The organism is uncultured Shewanella sp., assembly GCF_947501665.1.
Taxonomy (GTDB): domain Bacteria; phylum Pseudomonadota; class Gammaproteobacteria; order Enterobacterales; family Shewanellaceae; genus Shewanella.
On record NZ_CANMWS010000015.1, the window covers coordinates 36,683 to 53,055 of the forward strand.

The window sequence follows — 16,373 nt, forward strand, 5'->3', positions numbered from 1 at the left end:
CCAAATAGTTATGATGTTAGACGATGAAAATCAATACCATTGAATTGATAATTTTACATCTAGGGCAACTGACTTTTTATTTACTCATGTTTTATATTTTATTCGATAAAGTGTGATTCTCGTGTGAGTAACATGCGATTATTGGTTTTATATTCATTGTCATCCTAAGCGGTCATTTAAATAATGCTAATTGGCAGTGCTATTTAATAAGTGGAATGTATTAATGCTAAAGTGTTGTTGTTTTTAAATGGTCACATCAATTTCATTAGAGTCAAAGAGCTTATTATGATGTATTCATACATCGATTAACTGTTACATTAAAATCATATTTTGTTCGGTTTACATTTTTATGCTGAATGATAGCTGGAACGGAAATTGTCTCTATGGCGCATTATTAGTAAAGATTAGCAATACGATGGGATAAATTATTCACAAAAATAACCGCTAAATTCTATATTCATTAAGCTTGATTTTTAAAGGGAATCAGACTTTTTTATATGTGAAAAATTAAAATGACAAATACTAATTGCATCATTATTTAGTATTAATACTTTTTTGTGATTATTAACGTTTTTATTATTGCAATAATCATAAAGAGAGAACGGTAAGCTTTAAATATCAGTTTGGTTATTTATTCAATATATTTTTATTTTCATAGTGTTTTTTTGTTTTTAATATCAGTGTTTTTAATTTAAAAAATTGACAAATATATTTATCAGATGTTAATTATATGTTTGCTTTATTAACTCCAACCCACTTTTTACGATGAGTAAAGGAGAGTTAGCAAAAAATATAAAGTCTATGTGTTATCTAATTATTCTTTCGATTTGTTTTTAATGAATAGGGTTAGAGTAATTGATGTAGGTAATTATGGAAATAATATATAAAATCATGGAGATTGATGATGTTTTATAAAAAAATAATAACGAAATCTATTAAGCTTGCTTTAATTGGGGGAGCGACTGCGAGTGCATTGGCTTTGCCTTTCGCATCAGCCGTTACAGAAGAAGAAAGTGTCGACCCCGTCGAACGTATTTCCGTAACAGGTTCTCGTATCGTTAGAGCAAATAATGTCACCACCAGTCCCGTTCTAGCTATTAGTGCAGCAGAGATTAAAGCCACGGGTATTACTCGAATTGAAGATTTTCTAAATGAAATGCCTCAGGTAATAGCGGCGCAAAATTCAACTGTTTCAAATGGATCCACTGGAACTGCAACGGTGGATTTACGAGGTTTAGGGGCAGACAGAACCTTAGTGTTAGTTAATGGTCGTCGACTACCTGCGGGAACCGTAAATGGCAGTTCGGCTGCTGATTTAAATAACATTGCCATGAATATGATTGAGCGGGTAGATGTATTAACGGGTGGTTCATCGGCTACTTATGGTGCCGATGCGGTAGCTGGTGTCGTTAACTTTATTTTAAAGAAAGATTTTGAAGGATTTGAATTTGATTATCAATACAGTTTTTATCAACATGATAATGATGATTCTTATATGCAAAGTTTGGTAACGAGTGCGGGTTATGATGTGGAGTCGGGCAATGTAACCGACGGCGATACCAATAATTTTTCCATGCGTTTAGGGTCAAGTTTTGATGACGGTCATGGTAATGTGACCATGTATGCAGTGTATCGTAAAGTTGATGAGGCGCTTAATGGTAGCCGTGATTTTAGTGGTTGTGCATTGGGTGGTAGTTACAGTGATCCATCTTGTTCAGGATCTGCGACCAGTGCTACAGGTAATTTTGTTAATGATGCGGGGACTTATTACACGGTTTCTGGAACAGATTTTGTTGAAGGACAAACAACATTTAATTATGGTCCGCTGAATTACTATCAACGACCTGATGAAAATAGGTTATTGGGTGCGACGGGTTTTTATGAAATCAATGAGCACGCTGAAGTTTATTCAGAAGTGAGTATGATGGATGATCATACTGTGGCGCAAATTGCCCCATCGGGTAATTTTTTTAATACCTCGACAATCAATTGTGACAATCCATTATTGTCCACACAGCAGCGGATCAAATTTTGTGGCACAGCTACAACGGGTGATGTTGATATGTTCATTGGTCGCCGAAACGTGGAAGGCGGGCCGAGACAAGATGATCTAAGGCATACGACATATCGAGGGGTATTAGGCGTTCGTGGTAATATTAATGATGAATGGTCCTATGATGCGTTTGCTAATTACGGTAATGTGGTTTTTCAAGAAACTTATCTTAATGACATGTCTAATACCCGTATTGCAAGGTCATTAGATGTGGTTACTGACTCTGATGGTAATGCGGCATGTCAATCTGTGGTTGATGGCTCTGATACGACTTGTGTGCCTTGGGATATCTTCTCAACCGGTGGGGTGACGCAAGAGGCGATTGATTATCTTGTATTACCATTATATGCCACGGGTGAGACTGAAAATGTACAATTAAGTGCCAGTGCATTTGGTGACATGACCGATGCAGGTTGGACATTACCGACAGCCTCAACAGGTTTAGGCTTGGCGTTTGGTATTGAGTATCGTAGTGAAAGCCTAACCTACTCCCCTGATGCAGGTTATCAAAGTGGTGATGGTGCTGGGCAGGGCGGGCCGTCAACAGCAACCAATGGTAGCTATCATGTGATGGATTACTTCATTGAAGTGAATCTGCCTATTTTAGAAGATAAATTTATGGCAGAAGAGTTAGTCTTTGAAGGGGCGTATCGTTTCTCTGATTACTCTACTGACAATCAGACCAATACCTATAAACTGGGGGCAAACTGGAAACTGAACGATCAAGTGCGGATCCGGACTAGCTTGCAGCATGCTGTTCGCTCACCTAACCTAGGTGAACTATATGAATCTCAAGGCTTAGAACTCTTTAACTGGGGAAATGGCGATCCTTGCGGTTCTACTACAGATGCTAATGGGAATACTGTCGCACCAACTTATAGCTTAGCAGAGTGTCAAGCAACAGGGTTAGCAGCGGCTGATTACGGTTCTGCTTTATTAGTTAACCCAGCTGGTCAATATAATCAATTTGGTGGTGGTAATCCGAACTTGGACCCTGAAAGTTCAGATACGATTTCTGTTGGTTTAGTATTGACTCCTGAGTTTTTAGACAACTTCTCAATCGCATTTGATTATTTTGATATCAGTGTTGATGATGCGATTGATGCCATTGCACCTACCGATATTGTTGAGTTTTGTGGTAAAGATGGTAATGCAGAAATGTGCGCCGCAATTAACCGTAGTGCAGCCAATGGTGATTTATGGATTGGTAGTACGTCTGCCAGTGGGTATATTACCTCATTGCAAATTAATACGGGAAATTTAAGCACCAAAGGTGTTGATACTGACATTAACTACCTACTTGAAACGAGTATGGGTGATGTGCGCTTTAATTTAGTGGGAACCTATTTAGACTCTTATACTATTCAGAATATTAAAGGTGGAACGACAATAGAATGTGCGGGTAAATGGGATCGCAGCACCTGTGAGGCAGTGAGGCCAAAATGGCGCCACATGATGACCACCACTTGGGGAACGCCTTGGGATGTGAATCTAACAGGCCGCTGGCGGTATATTGGTGAAGCTGATGAGCGTGATAGTAGTGATCCTATGACGTTCGATGCGGTGAGTTATATTGATTTATCAGGTAATTGGCAAGCGACAGAATATTTGAACTTCCAACTAGGTGTGAACAATGTGTTTGATAAAACACCGCAAGTCATGGTGAATGGACCGTCAAGTATTTCTAATGGGAATACTTGGAGTGGAACCTATGATGTGCTAGGGCGCTATATTTACTTAGGTGGTACCGTGGTCTTTTAAGCTCATGTGAGTCATATAATTCATTGCTAACCATAAAAAAACCGAACAATCATGTTCGGTTTTTTTATTTTAACTCTAAACCATTTATAGAAAGACGCTCTAGTAACGGTTTTCAAACAATACATTACCATTGCTGCCTACTGATCTTTTGTTGTTTTATTGTTGTTTTGTTGCGATTTTGTTTCTGTTTTGTTTTCTTTTTGTTGTTATTTTGTTTTTTGTGGTATTCTTTTGCTTCCTCATGATGAGGTATTTAGAACTAAAAGGAATGGAAATGTTAATTAAAAATAAAATGGCTATTCTAGTCGCCAGCTGTATATCTTGTTTTTTGTTTTCAAATAGCGTTAACGCAAGAAGTTATGCTTTGCCTGAAAATTGTGAATATGGAAAAGTGAAGCCATATGATCCTCCCGTTTATGATATTTATCGAGCAGTAGAAGCGGGTTATGACATTGCAAACGATAATGGTCGGTCAAATGAAGATGTCAATAATTGGGCACAGTTAATAGAAGCAATAAAAGGCATATTGTCTTCGTTCGATTATTTACGGGCTGAAGTGCCTAAGCATGTAATACAAAATCAGACCTTCAGAGCGAAAGGCAATTTGTTTGATATGTATGCAAATGTACATTTCAATAATTCAGAGTATGGTTATGTTGGCACAGATAAATCGAATTATGAAGGTAACTCCTACCATAATATGAAATTTACTAAAACACATGGAGCAGGGTTGGTTTGGGTTAATCGTTCCGGTGGAGAATGTTCGGCAGAAACGGTATGGGTTCAGAAAAAGCCTAAAATAAATAGCGCTTCAAAGAGAACAACAACTGCAACTGCAGGTATTACTGCGAAGGTTAATTATACCGTAGACTCTTATTCAAAAGCTGCTAAAGACTCTAGACAGAAAGTTAAGATAACACTGAAGTCTGTGGATGATCAATATCACCAGGCAACTTATAAAACTGTAGAATCAGCAAGCTTAAATAACGAAGTGACAATATCTATGGCGGCTCATCAGGGGCGAGGTCTTTATTATCTAACTGTATTTGTCGATGATGGTACGTACAGCACTTCCTATGATTTAGGTATGCTTTATTCTGGGGGAGGGACAACACCACCACCGTGCTCGCTTTGTAGACCTGATTAGTTAATAGTATAACAGTGGAAGTCATATGTGATATGACTTCCACTGTATGATCACCACTTTTTCTTAGGTTGGAATAGCACATCAATATCGGCACCTTCTTGGGGCGCTTTTGTAGTTTGGCTATTTTCTTGTTCTCCCACAATGTCCTTTAACATGGCCTTTGCTTCGTTCACTTTTTGAATAATAAAAGGATCATTTGGCGTTTGTGCTTTAATCGTGTGCAAGGTTGACAATGCTTTGGTGATCATTTGTTTTGCTGAGCCGAATTGTTTAATGTAATAGGCTGCACGGCTTCGTGATAACATAGCATCGACATTGATCCTCAATTGTAAGCTGTCGATATGATTTTCTTCTAACGTATAAAGCTGTGGATCCACCTTGCCTCTATGGTGCTCAGCTTTGAGTATTGCCTTCATTTTTTTAAGCATTTGTACTAGTACTAACACCTGTTTATCTTGCTCTGGCAATTGAAACTCTTCAATGGGGGGAAACGCTTTAGGGGCATTTTTTAACGCTTGAATTTGTTGCTCTAAATCCAGCCGACGTCGTTCATATTCGGTATGTGACTTTGGGGTGAGTTTTGCGGCTGTATCCAATGCAATTTGAATTCTACTGTATAAGATAAGGATCATATGTGATGAATGAGGGATTAATCCTATATGGGATAATACTTCATCTGTTTCATCGATAATGGCCCGCTGACGAGCCAGCTCACTGCGTTTTTCAGCGTCGATTTTTGCTTTATGTTGTTGTATGACATTGATGCCTATGACCAGTAGAAGTAGCGCACCAATTAAAAGCAACACTAAAGTAAATATCATAAAATAACCTGTTAAGTAACAATTATATCAATATTACTACATATCAATTGGCTAGGATAGCAATCGACTGAGGATATTGTGCTTATCTTAGGTGTAATTATTCCTCTCTGTGATATATTCCTATTTGATTTAATTATCTCGGTAGACTATAACCAATTAATATAATTAAATGCCAATTGAGCCAGCTGTTCTGGTTGTGTATGACGAGCGAATTGAAGGACAAAAGATGAAACTGCAGCAACTTAGATATATTGCAGAAGTTGTAAATCATAACCTGAATGTTTCTGCTACCGCAGAGAATTTGTATACGTCGCAGCCTGGTATTAGTAAGCAGGTTCGTATGCTAGAAGATGAGTTGGGGATCCAAATTTTTGGGCGAAGTGGTAAACATTTAACCCATGTTACTCCGGCAGGCTCTCAAGTGATTGCGATTGCGAATGATATTTTGGGTAAAGTGGAGAGCATTAAAAAGGTTGCTGAAGAGTATACTAAGCCGGATCAAGGTGAGTTGAATATTGCCACAACCGATACCCAAGCTCGGTATGCGTTGCCGCATATTATTAGAGGGTTTATTAAGCGCTATCCGAAAGTTAATTTACATATGCATCAAGGTACGCCGTCGCAGATCAGTGAATTGGCCGCCAGAGGGGATGCTGACTTTGCTATTGCAACAGAAGCCATGCACTTATATTCTGACTTGATCATGTTGCCTTGTTATCACTGGAATCGCTCTATTGTCGTAACGCGAGATCATCCTTTAGCGGCGCGTAGTCAAATTACCATTGAAGATTTAGGGAAATTCCCATTGGTGACTTATGTATTTGGTTTTGATAGAGCATCTGAAATTGAAAAGTCGTTTAATCGTGCAGGATTGGAGCCGAGGGTGGTATTTAGTGCCACCAGTGCGGATGTATTAAAAACCTATGTTCGCTTAGGGTTAGGCGTAGGGGTGATAGCTTCTATGGCCATTGATGAGGATATGGATAAAGATTTAGTGGCAATTGATGCCAGTCACTTATTTGCTCACAGTACTACTAAGATAGGTTTCAGAAAAGGTAACTTCTTACGAACCTATATGTATGAGTTTATTGAGCACTTTGCTCCTCATTTGACTCGGGATATGATTGAAAAAGCCGTTGCATTAAGAGATCCACAGCAAATAGAAGCCATGTTTGCCAATATGGAGTTACCCGTTAGGTAATGGCTTAAAATAGAATAATGAAAACACCGACAGTTTGTCGGTGTTTTTTTGTTTACTTAGATTGGGGATAAGATCTTACAGGAATGATTCGTTTTATCCGCAAGGTGTTGAGCAAACTTTCATCATTTCAATTGATGCTCAACATTCCACAATATTAACGGCTAAGCCACCTTTCGCTGTTTCTTTATATTTACTGCGCATGTCTTGCCCTGTATCCATCATGGTCTTGATGACTTTATCTAAGGTGACCTTATGGTTACCATCTCCCCTTAAGGCCATTCTTGAGGCATTAATGGCTTTAACTGCGCCCATTGCATTACGTTCAATACAAGGCACTTGTACCAGTCCACCGACAGGATCACAAGTAAGCCCAAGATTGTGTTCCATTCCAATTTCAGCTGCATTTTCGACGTGTTCAACTGTGCCTCCCATAATTTCAGTTAAGGCTGCTGCGGCCATTGAGCAAGCTACACCGACTTCTCCTTGACAGCCAACCTCAGCCCCAGAAATGGAAGCATTCTTCTTGTATAAAATACCAATAGCGGCAGCAGTAAGCAGGTACCGGCAACAAATATCCATGTCAACAGATTCAACAAAGGTATCGTAATAACATAAAACGGCAGGAATAATTCCTGCTGCGCCGTTAGTGGGTGCGGTGACAACGCGATCCCCTGCGGCATTTTGCTCATTAACTGATAAGGCAAAAAGATCGACCCAATCTAGTGCGGTTAAAGGATCGGTAGTATGTTTTCCTTCCGCTTTCAAGCGGCGATACATCGAAGGTGCTCGACGTCTAAGCTTTAAGCCTCCAGGCAAAATGCCTTCTTTTTGATAACCCCGTTCAACGCAGTTTTTCATGGTTTGCCAAATATGCCATAGTTGGTTTTGAATATCTGTTTCAGTGCGAATACTGAGCTCATTTTGCATCATGAGCGACGAGATACTAAAGCCATGCTCAGTGCATAAATCTAATAATTGAGCGGCAGAATTAAAGTCAAAAGGGGCTGATTTTATAGGTGCTGCAGGAGACGCATCTTGGGCTTTGATTTCATCTTCATCTAAAATAAAGCCGCCGCCGACAGAATAATACGTGCGAGAATAAAGACATTGTCCTTGGCTATAGGCATGCAAGGTCATGGCATTGGCATGGGCATCTAAGGTTTTAGTGCGATGAAAAGTAATGCCATTTTCTCGTGTAAATGAGACGGTTTTTCCTGTGGTTAGTAAAAGTGTTTCTGTGTCTGATACTTTTTTTAAAATAGTGGGTACATTATCAGTATTGACGGTGTCAGGGGCTTCACTCATAAGACCTAAAATAACAGCCTTATCAGTACCGTGTCCTTTACCGGTTTGTGATAAGGAACCAAATAACTCGGCTCTTAATTCATCTATTTTTTCAATAAGATCACAGTTGATGAGTGTATCAATAAAAATATTACCCGCTTTCATTGGGCCGACAGTATGGGAGCTTGATGGCCCAATACCAATTTTAAACATATCAAATACACTGATCATCTTAACATACCTTATTGTTGTACTCTTGATTGTACTGTGGGAAAAGTATCCCACATTTTATACTTAAGCTAACCATTATATTTTTTATGCTAATGTTTTTGATATTAGCAAAAGTAATGAGAAAAGGCTGAGAATTAAGCTGAATAATGAATAGAGTTAACCTTAGCATAAGAATATGTTATTAATGATCCGCTAAAAACCTTAAAGTATATCAATATTGAACGATGCAAATCATTTGGAGTCTCTGTGAGTTATTTAATGCTAGATATATTGTCAACTCAGGTGTCAAAAGCTGAAGTAGAGCAAATAATGGATCCAAAAGTGGGCGGGGTGATATTATTTAGCCGTAATTTTATCAATCGAAGCCAATTGATTGAATTGGTTCAATCTCTAAGGCAACGTCGTCCTGAATTGTTAATTGCAGTCGATCATGAAGGTGGCAGAGTTCAACGTTTTAAAGAAGGCTTTACTGCAATCCCAGCCATGGGGAAGATTCTATTGGCTGCAAAGGGGAGCATGTCAGTTGCAAAACCGTGGGCATTAGAGTTAGGTTTTTTGATGGCCGTAGAATTATTAGCCTGTGATATCGATTTAAGCTTTGCGCCTGTATTAGATGTTAATGGTATCAGTGAAGTGATAGGGCTAAGAAGTTTTAGTGCCGATCCTCACGAAGTCACTTTGCTTGCGGAGCTATTCATTTTGGGAATGGAGCAAGCGGGCATGGCGGCAGTGGGAAAACATTTTCCTGGTCATGGTAGCGTTGCGGCAGATTCTCATATTGCTAAACCTGTAGACGATAGAGAAGAAAAGGTGATTGAGCAATGTGATATGTTACCTTTCAAAATATTGATCAATAAAAAACGATTACAAGGGATCATGCCTGCACATGTGATTTATTCAAACGTGTCTCCAAAGCCTGCAGGCTTTTCACCTTATTGGCTTAAAACAGTGCTGAGGGATAAGTTAGGGTTTGATGGTGTTATTTTTTCTGATGATTTGGGGATGAAAGGCGCAGCTGTAGCGGGAGATTATTGTCAACGAGCACAGGCGGCGCTGGAAGCAGGTTGCAATATGATCTTAGTTTGTAACGATCCAAAAGGTGTTGCAGATATTTTAACGCATTTTGAATGGCCCATTTTAGCCCAAGATCATGAACATAATGCCAATCGTTTGCGGGCACGTGCACAGCAAGTAATGTTGAGTTTGGATAATGAATCCCGTTGGAAAGCAGCTAAACGGATCGCTGAGAAAGTGCATCTTGAAGTACCACAGTGATAAACGACTCAGTTTTTATCTGAGTCGATATGAAGGGGGCTTATGTTATCCGCAGCGCTTGTTTAAGTAATCAATGATGGCTGAAGATTCATACATCCAGCGTACTTCATTGTTTTCTTCAATTCTTAAACACGGCACTTGGACTTTTCCACCTTCATTGAGTAGCGTTTGTTTGTGCTCAGGCTGTTTTGCATCAAGGGTGGTTATATTGAGTGCTTGCCTGCGGGCAGCTCGCCTGACTTTGACACAAAATGGGCAAGCTTTATATTCAAATAAAGTAAAGTGTTGTGTGATGGCATTCACTTTTTGTTGTTCTTCTGCTGAGCGTTGACGTTTTTTAGGCGTAAAAATAAAGTTCAACAGTAAGATAATACGGCCTAACAGCCAACGTATAATGAACATGGTGGTCCTTGAGTAAAATAAAAATCGACGAGAGTTTAACCTAAGGCTTGAAAGGATAAAAGCGTTGTCAGTGTTTTGTGTGTCGAATTTATTTTTTGTTCTCACGCTAGGGGGCGTCACCTCTCCCGCCGCGATTAAAACTCGCTTATCTGAACATAATTTAACCACGAAAGATCAATCGCTCCTAGTTAACGAACAGTTGGAGTGTAAGAGGGTTGGATGAAGTATGCTTGAGTGTATTGGAGACTTGGATCCTGTCTGCTGTAATTTGTGCTTTGTTGACTAAGAAATCTTTGACTTTGTTTAATCGAGTATCCCAAAGAGTATGTATTTGGCTTGGTGATACTGTTTGTATGTCAAGTAAGTGATTATAGAGTGCTTGATACTTAATCTGTTGCTGTGACTTAATGGTTGCTTCTGTCGTGTTTGGTTGTTCTAACGTTTCAAAAGATAAGTTTTCAAAGGGGAGGGTGATGGGCTTTTCAGTGGATTCTTTTTCATATATTTGCATGAGAGCATTAGAAAGTACTTGATTATCAACATAGGAAGCCATATTACCGAGATCGATATTTTGTACATTGATATTGCTTAAAGTGGCTATTTTTGCGTGCAGTTGTTCTGTTGATAGTGCTTTTTTATCGCTAACTTGTGTATCAGTATGAGCTATTAATATTGTGAGTTTTGGGCGTTGGCGAAGTCCACGGCCTAATTGGGATAGTGTCTGTTGTTGTGCTTGGGTTATTTGGCTACTTGCAGCGTCAAAATAGAGCGAATTAAGTGGAATATCGGTTGTGAGTAATGAGGACAATAATGTAAAAGGGGCGCTAATCGTTTTTGTGATAAGTTTGATAAAACTGGTATTAAGTATATTGGCGATATTAAATTCGGGGGCATTCAAATCTCCAGAGACCGGTAGATTTAACGTGATAATGCCTTGTTTGTCTTCAAGTAAAGCAATGGCGAGGGGGAGGGGAAGTGATATTTGTGGCTCACTATCTGGGGTATTTTTGACATGTATTTGTTCAATAACTATTTGATTGTCTCCTATGAGTGTTTGATCTTTAATTTGATAATTTGATTGAATAGACATTAAACCTTGTGTCATATCATACCCTACGTAATGGCCTGAATAAGCAGAAATAGGGGGCAGGTGTAATTGTTCTAGTTTAAGATCAAATTGGGTATTTGCCTGAGCTGAAAATGGTGCGATTGAGCCTGTTATTGTCATGGGAGTATGGGTATTGATCTTTGCAGACAGGTTAAAAGGGGCCATGTGAAGCGGTGTTGAATGGATTTGGGTGATACTGCCATTGATATTGTCGAGGGTGCTAATAAATACTGGTGAAACAGACCGATCAATAAACTTATGGCTGCTGTCATGAATATTAACTTGATTAATGCTGATCTCAAGAGGCTTGTCACTTGATGGTATGGGATCTTGAGTGCTGGTTTGAGCTTGTTCGGTGGTTGTGGAAGGGATAGGGATTAAAGACTCAATGTTAAATTGTCCATTTTTATTCCGAATGAGGTTTATTTTGGCTTGCTTGAGATTGATTGTATCAATTAACAGATTGTTTGCTTGTTGATTGAATGTCATGTTGGGAATAGAAAGCGCTTGCCAAGACAATAATGCTTTTTTTTCTGACATAGTAAGCGTGAAATCATTTACGGCCAGTTTACCAGTGAAATCCATTTGCTGTTGTTTATTGGTGGTGACTTTACCTTGTGATTGAAGAGTACCTGTGAGCTCATTAAAATGCAGATATGGGGCTAAGTAAGGTTTGAATTGAGCAAGTGAAATTTTATAAAGATGAATATCAGAGGAGCTGGATAAATCTTGTAAATCAATGGCACCTTTAGCATTGACCTGTCCTTGTTGATTGATAGAAAATGCAGCTGAGTACTGAATTGGTTGGCTAAAAGCGGCATCCATTTGGCCTGTTGTGATGTGAATATTAGCCAATTGCCATAATTGTGGGGACGAGAAAAGTGTTTCAGTGACATTAAGTTTAGCTTGTTTTATATCTGCTTTGTTAAGCTTGACTTTCCAGTTGGGAGCCTTACTGGAAGAGTGGGTCATATTAGGTTGAGTTATTTGTTTGGAAGGGGTGATAAATTTGATGATATCGATTCCTTGCTTATCGATATTCGCATGTATATTAAGCGCTTGACTGGTAAATTGTTCAATATTAATACTTCGTTTACCCAGGTTAAGATTGATATTGTCAATTTTCATGAAAGGTGATGATAAAAAGCGGGTATTTTGATGAGATAAAGTGAGATCGGTAATGCTCATTTCAGCATTGTTAAGCGTCACATTGATAAAGGGGGATGAAGTCCTGGTTTGTTGCTTCTCTGAGGTAAAGAGATGATAGTGAGCGCTTCCTTCTAAGTGTCCCTGTTGTAATTGCACTGGGAACTCATCAGCAATCACTTCCCACAATACGGGTAATGATAAATGCTTGAGTGTAATTTTTCCTTTCAAGTCAAATGGGTAGAGTTGTAATTGTCCTTGAGTGTCTATTTCCCCACCATTTTCTCCCACTAAGCTGATCTGATAAGTGTTATGTTTTTCTGGATTGCCATTTTTAATTTTTATTTTTGAATTAAGTGAGTTCAATGAAAGGTTAATATGTTGATATTGCAGACGGCGCTGGTTGTTGAGATCAGTAAAGTGAGCTGAGGCATTGTTGATGTGAATATGATCCACAATAATCTGTGGAAGAGTATCTAGATCGCCATGATTAGGACGGGTCTTTTGTGGGTCATCTTTATTAGCAAGGCGTTTAAGTATATCGGAGAAATTGAAGGTGATATTAGGTGAATTAGGTAAGCGAGTGATATTCATATACGGCTCTGTAAGGTTCACATTTGAGAGCGTAATTGCTTGGTGGAAGATTGATGCCCAAAAATGAAAGGTGAAGTTGAGCCCCTTAAAGCCGACGAAGTCTTGGTTATTTTTTTCCTGTAATGCAAACCCTTCAATTTTAACATGTAAATTAATGGGGTTAATGTTGATTTTAGTCAGTTGTACTGGCCGCTCTAACCAAGTTTCAATGTGTTCTGGAGCATAGGTTTTGACTAAGTGCGGAAGGATAAAACCGACTGACATTAATAGTAATAAATACAGTAAACCAAAAAACAGGAGTAAGGCATAAAAGGTTTTATTTTTGAAGAGGCGTGTAAGTCTAGTTGTTTTATTGGGTATTTTTACTGGCATTTTCTCTCCCTATGGCCAATGGTAAGTGGTTGCTCATTCGGCTTCCTCATTGGTAATATAGATAAATAATGTGTTTTTGACCTAATGTTCTGGAGAGAAAGATTGAATAAAAGTTTAACGACTAACCTGATTGCGGCTGTATTAGTCATTATTGGTTATTTATTACCTGAGCCGATTATTTTATCCATTGGGCTGTTTGCGCTATCTGGGGCTGTGACAAACTGGTTAGCAATCCATATGTTATTTGAAAAAGTCCCAGGATTATATGGTTCTGGGGTCGTGCCTTCACGCTTTGAAGAATTTAAAGCCGGTATCTCCCATTTAATGATGAAGCAATTTTTCACCAGTGAAAATATTGAACGTTTTATTTCTGGTCAAAGTGAGCATACTGCACCCTTGAATTTAGCGCCTGTTATTGAGCAAGTTGACTTAAGCCCTGCTTTTGATGGATTAGTGACGACGGTTGAGAATTCTCAATTGGGTGGAATGCTGGCCATGTTTGGAGGAAGTGAAGCGATTATGCCTTTAAAAGAGCCGTTTATTGAAAAAATGAAATCGGCTTTAGCGGATATAGCGAAAAGTGATGATTTTCATCATGTGCTTCAAGCTCAGCTTTCTGATAGTCATATGTCCGCTGATCTACAAGTACAAATTGAAGATATTGTTAACCAGCGTTTGAATGAGTTAACGCCACAGCTTGTTAAGCAAATCATTCAGGATATGATTAAAACTCACTTAGGCTGGTTAGTTGTTTGGGGCGGCGTATTTGGGGGGGCGATAGGGTTAATTGCGGCTGTTTTACCTGTGTAATAGGTTCTCAGTGATGAGGTTTATTACGATAATCTGAAAATAGCGCTAAGAGCCAGTCAATAAAAACTTGAGTCTTTAATGCAAGCTGTTTTGTATTGGACGTTAAGATGTAATAACGATAAGGACTCGTAAACGTCTCAGTAAAGGGCAGTACTAAGCTGCCCTCTTTTAATTCCTTTTCAATAAAAAAGCGCGGAATGAGCGCCATGCCGATACCACTTGCTGCAGCTTGACTTAACATATAAAAGTGCTCCACCGCAAAGTTTTTATTTGCGGTGAGTTTGACTCCCACCGCTTCAGCCCATGTTTCCCAAAGTTCAGGACGCGTGGTATGTTTCAATAAGGTCATTTTATTAATATCATCGACGTGCTTGAGTTTTTTAGCCAGCGTTGGTGAGCAAACTAAGCATAAATCTTCATCCATTAACTCAATGACTTTCATTGATTTTGGCGGAGTTGTCATACTTCGAATAGCGATATCGTATTTTTGTTTTGTCAAATCGACAGGAAAATCACCAATGGATAAATCAACAAATAAGTGAGGATACTGAGATTTAAACTCTTCAATTCGAGGAATAAGCCAGCTAATGCTTAAACTAGGAAGGACATTAATGGATAGCGTTTGTGTCAATAAAGGTTGGTTCTTTAAATCATATGTTGCATTGTTTAGTGACTGAAGTGCCGTTTGTACATGGGGGAGGTAGCGTTGTCCCTCATCGGTCAATATTAATTGTCTGTGTAGGCGAATAAAAAGGGGTAAGCCTAGGTAAGTTTCTAAGATTTTTATTTGTTTGCTCACTGCGCCATGAGTCACAAACAGTTCTTTACCTGCGAGCGTAAAGCTTAAGTGTCGTGCGGCAGATTCAAATGCACGTAATGCATTTAATGGAGGTAAGTCTTTAAACATAAGAGTGAACCTGTTAATACCCTATTTGTCAGAAGAATGAATGCGATTTTGCAAGAGAAAAACTCACACTAATACTAGAATAACTCCTTTGAACTTTTGTTGCAAAAAGCGTTTAATGTGCCTCTCTCAATAATGAACAGAATACGATTTATTATGGAATTTGAACTGAGTATAAACCTAGTTATTATCCTTTTTTTTGTGGCGATCTTTGCCGGTTTTATTGATTCAATTGCGGGTGGAGGGGGATTACTGACAATCCCTGTATTAATGTGGGTAGGATTATCTCCTACAGCGGCATTAGCGACCAATAAATTACAAGCCTGTGGGGGGAGCTTTTTTGCCAGTTTTTATTTTATTCGTAAGGGAGTCATTAAAATAGGGGAAATTAAATGGGCAATATTATGTGCTTTTATTGGTGCTTCTTTTGGAACCATCGCTGTTCAGCTGATTGATGCCAGTATATTGGAAGTTTTGTTACCTTTTTTAATTCTAGGTTTAGGTGGGTACTTTTTATTTTCAAAGAAGATGAGCGATCAAGATAGACATCAAGTGTTTGGTGTGGGGGTATTTGCATTAACTGCTGCACTGGGTATTGGTTTTTATGATGGCTTTTTTGGCCCAGGTACAGGCAGTTTTTTTGCGTTAGCGTTTGTTTCCTTATTAGGTTTTGGTTTAGCGAAAGCGACGGCCCACGCAAAGATATTGAATTTAGCGACGAATATTGCGTCTTTGATTTTTTTCGCATTAGGGGGGAAAGTATTGTGGTTATTAGGTGGAATAATGTTGCTTGGTCAAGCTGTTGGGGCTTCATTGGGAGCAAGCTTGGTGCTTAGCCAAGGGACGAAATTGGTGAAACCTCTAGTGGTAAGTATGTCTTTGCTTATGAGTATTAAAATATTAATGACACAATATGCGGTATTTGGATAACCTTCACATGATTGTTTGAAAGGAGCTGTACGGGCTTCTTTCAAATTGACTAAATCGATCCTTTCACATTTCTTACAATTTGTTTCCTGTCGGTTTTTTGTTAATCAATGATGATGTTTTAGTGTAATCTAGGTGATGAATTATTGTCTATGCTTTTTGGGTATGGATTGGTTTATTCATAATTTAAATAAGTTGGCAAGCAAAGGTTCAGCTGAAAACACGTACCTTAACTTTTATTTTATTCTGTTTTCCCAATTGAGTGTAATCATTATATTGCTGAATGGTGGGGTGTGGTATCTTAATTGTTTTAATTTGGTTTTTAGTGTTAAAAAAT

11 protein-coding genes are annotated in these 16,373 nt (G+C 38.7%); 6 read left to right on the forward strand and 5 right to left on the reverse strand.

All coding sequences use genetic code 11. The features are described 5' to 3' along the window. Positions 1–901: 901 nt before the first annotated feature. Both Q0976_RS12860 and Q0976_RS12865 read left to right on the forward strand, forming a co-directional pair. Complete coding sequence (locus tag Q0976_RS12860) at positions 902–3,814, forward strand: TonB-dependent receptor (RefSeq protein ID WP_299494224.1); 2,913 nt, start codon at positions 902–904, stop codon at positions 3,812–3,814. A gap of 274 nt (positions 3,815–4,088) precedes the next feature. Next, on the forward strand, positions 4,089–4,961 hold the full coding sequence (locus Q0976_RS12865) for a hypothetical protein (RefSeq protein ID WP_299494225.1): 873 nt from the start codon (positions 4,089–4,091) through the stop codon (positions 4,959–4,961). Positions 4,962–5,011: 50 nt separating this feature from the next. Here the strand turns inward: Q0976_RS12865 and Q0976_RS12870 are convergent, their stop codons facing one another. Next, on the reverse strand, positions 5,012–5,782 hold the full coding sequence (locus Q0976_RS12870) for a hypothetical protein (RefSeq protein WP_299494226.1): 771 nt from the start codon (positions 5,780–5,782) through the stop codon (positions 5,012–5,014). Positions 5,783–6,008: 226 nt separating this feature from the next. Between Q0976_RS12870 and cysB the strand changes: the two genes are divergently transcribed. After that, on the forward strand, positions 6,009–6,983 hold the full coding sequence (gene cysB, locus Q0976_RS12875; protein ID WP_299494227.1) for an HTH-type transcriptional regulator CysB: 975 nt from the start codon (positions 6,009–6,011) through the stop codon (positions 6,981–6,983). Positions 6,984–7,121: 138 nt separating this feature from the next. Here cysB and Q0976_RS12880 read toward each other — a convergent pair whose 3' ends face one another. Next, on the reverse strand, positions 7,122–8,498 hold the full coding sequence (locus tag Q0976_RS12880; RefSeq protein ID WP_299494228.1) for an L-serine ammonia-lyase: 1,377 nt from the start codon (positions 8,496–8,498) through the stop codon (positions 7,122–7,124). 246 nt (positions 8,499–8,744) lie between these two features. On the opposite strand from Q0976_RS12880, the gene nagZ reads away from it, so the two are divergent. Then, positions 8,745–9,773 (forward strand): beta-N-acetylhexosaminidase, encoded by a 1,029-nt coding sequence (gene nagZ / locus Q0976_RS12885; protein WP_299494229.1) that lies wholly within the window; start codon positions 8,745–8,747, stop codon positions 9,771–9,773. 45 nt (positions 9,774–9,818) lie between these two features. Here the strand turns inward: nagZ and Q0976_RS12890 are convergent, their stop codons facing one another. Together Q0976_RS12890 and Q0976_RS12895 are read right to left on the reverse strand one after the other, a co-directional pair. Beyond that, positions 9,819–10,175, reverse strand: a complete 357-nt coding sequence (locus tag Q0976_RS12890; protein ID WP_299494230.1) for a glutathione S-transferase N-terminal domain-containing protein — start codon at positions 10,173–10,175, stop codon at positions 9,819–9,821. Positions 10,176–10,359: 184 nt separating this feature from the next. Next, positions 10,360–13,395 carry a DUF748 domain-containing protein gene (locus tag Q0976_RS12895; RefSeq protein ID WP_299494231.1) on the reverse strand — a complete coding sequence of 1,012 codons (3,036 nt, stop codon included), beginning with the start codon at positions 13,393–13,395 and terminating at the stop codon, positions 10,360–10,362. Positions 13,396–13,497: 102 nt separating this feature from the next. Here Q0976_RS12895 and Q0976_RS12900 point away from each other — a divergent pair, with 102 nt between their 5' ends. Continuing rightward, a complete protein-coding gene (locus tag Q0976_RS12900; protein ID WP_299494232.1) occupies positions 13,498–14,205 on the forward strand; it encodes a DUF445 domain-containing protein in 708 nt (235 codons plus the stop codon). A gap of 7 nt (positions 14,206–14,212) precedes the next feature. On the opposite strand, the gene gcvA is transcribed toward Q0976_RS12900, so the two are convergent. Continuing rightward, a complete protein-coding gene (gene gcvA / locus Q0976_RS12905; protein ID WP_299494233.1) occupies positions 14,213–15,112 on the reverse strand; it encodes a transcriptional regulator GcvA in 900 nt (299 codons plus the stop codon). A gap of 153 nt (positions 15,113–15,265) precedes the next feature. Here gcvA and Q0976_RS12910 point away from each other — a divergent pair, with 153 nt between their 5' ends. Next, entirely contained in the window at positions 15,266–16,039 is a 774-nt protein-coding gene (locus Q0976_RS12910; protein WP_299494234.1) for a TSUP family transporter, read from the forward strand. Positions 16,040–16,373 lie beyond the last annotated feature (334 nt).

What these genes read in the sequence shown, in the direction of transcription:
- cysB (WP_299494227.1), top strand. Translation starts at nt 6,009, where the DNA reads ATGAAACTGCAGCAACTTAGATATATTGCAGAAGTTGTAAATCATAAC.
- Q0976_RS12910 (WP_299494234.1), top strand. Translation starts at nt 15,266, where the DNA reads ATGGAATTTGAACTGAGTATAAACCTAGTTATTATCCTTTTTTTTGTG.
- gcvA (WP_299494233.1), bottom strand. Translation starts at nt 15,112, where the DNA reads ATGTTTAAAGACTTACCTCCATTAAATGCATTACGTGCATTTGAATCT.
- Q0976_RS12890 (WP_299494230.1), bottom strand. Translation starts at nt 10,175, where the DNA reads ATGTTCATTATACGTTGGCTGTTAGGCCGTATTATCTTACTGTTGAAC.
- Q0976_RS12880 (WP_299494228.1), bottom strand. Translation starts at nt 8,498, where the DNA reads ATGATCAGTGTATTTGATATGTTTAAAATTGGTATTGGGCCATCAAGC.
- Q0976_RS12895 (WP_299494231.1), bottom strand. Translation starts at nt 13,395, where the DNA reads ATGCCAGTAAAAATACCCAATAAAACAACTAGACTTACACGCCTCTTC.
- Q0976_RS12865 (WP_299494225.1), top strand. Translation starts at nt 4,089, where the DNA reads ATGTTAATTAAAAATAAAATGGCTATTCTAGTCGCCAGCTGTATATCT.
- Q0976_RS12860 (WP_299494224.1), top strand. Translation starts at nt 902, where the DNA reads ATGATGTTTTATAAAAAAATAATAACGAAATCTATTAAGCTTGCTTTA.
- Q0976_RS12870 (WP_299494226.1), bottom strand. Translation starts at nt 5,782, where the DNA reads ATGATATTTACTTTAGTGTTGCTTTTAATTGGTGCGCTACTTCTACTG.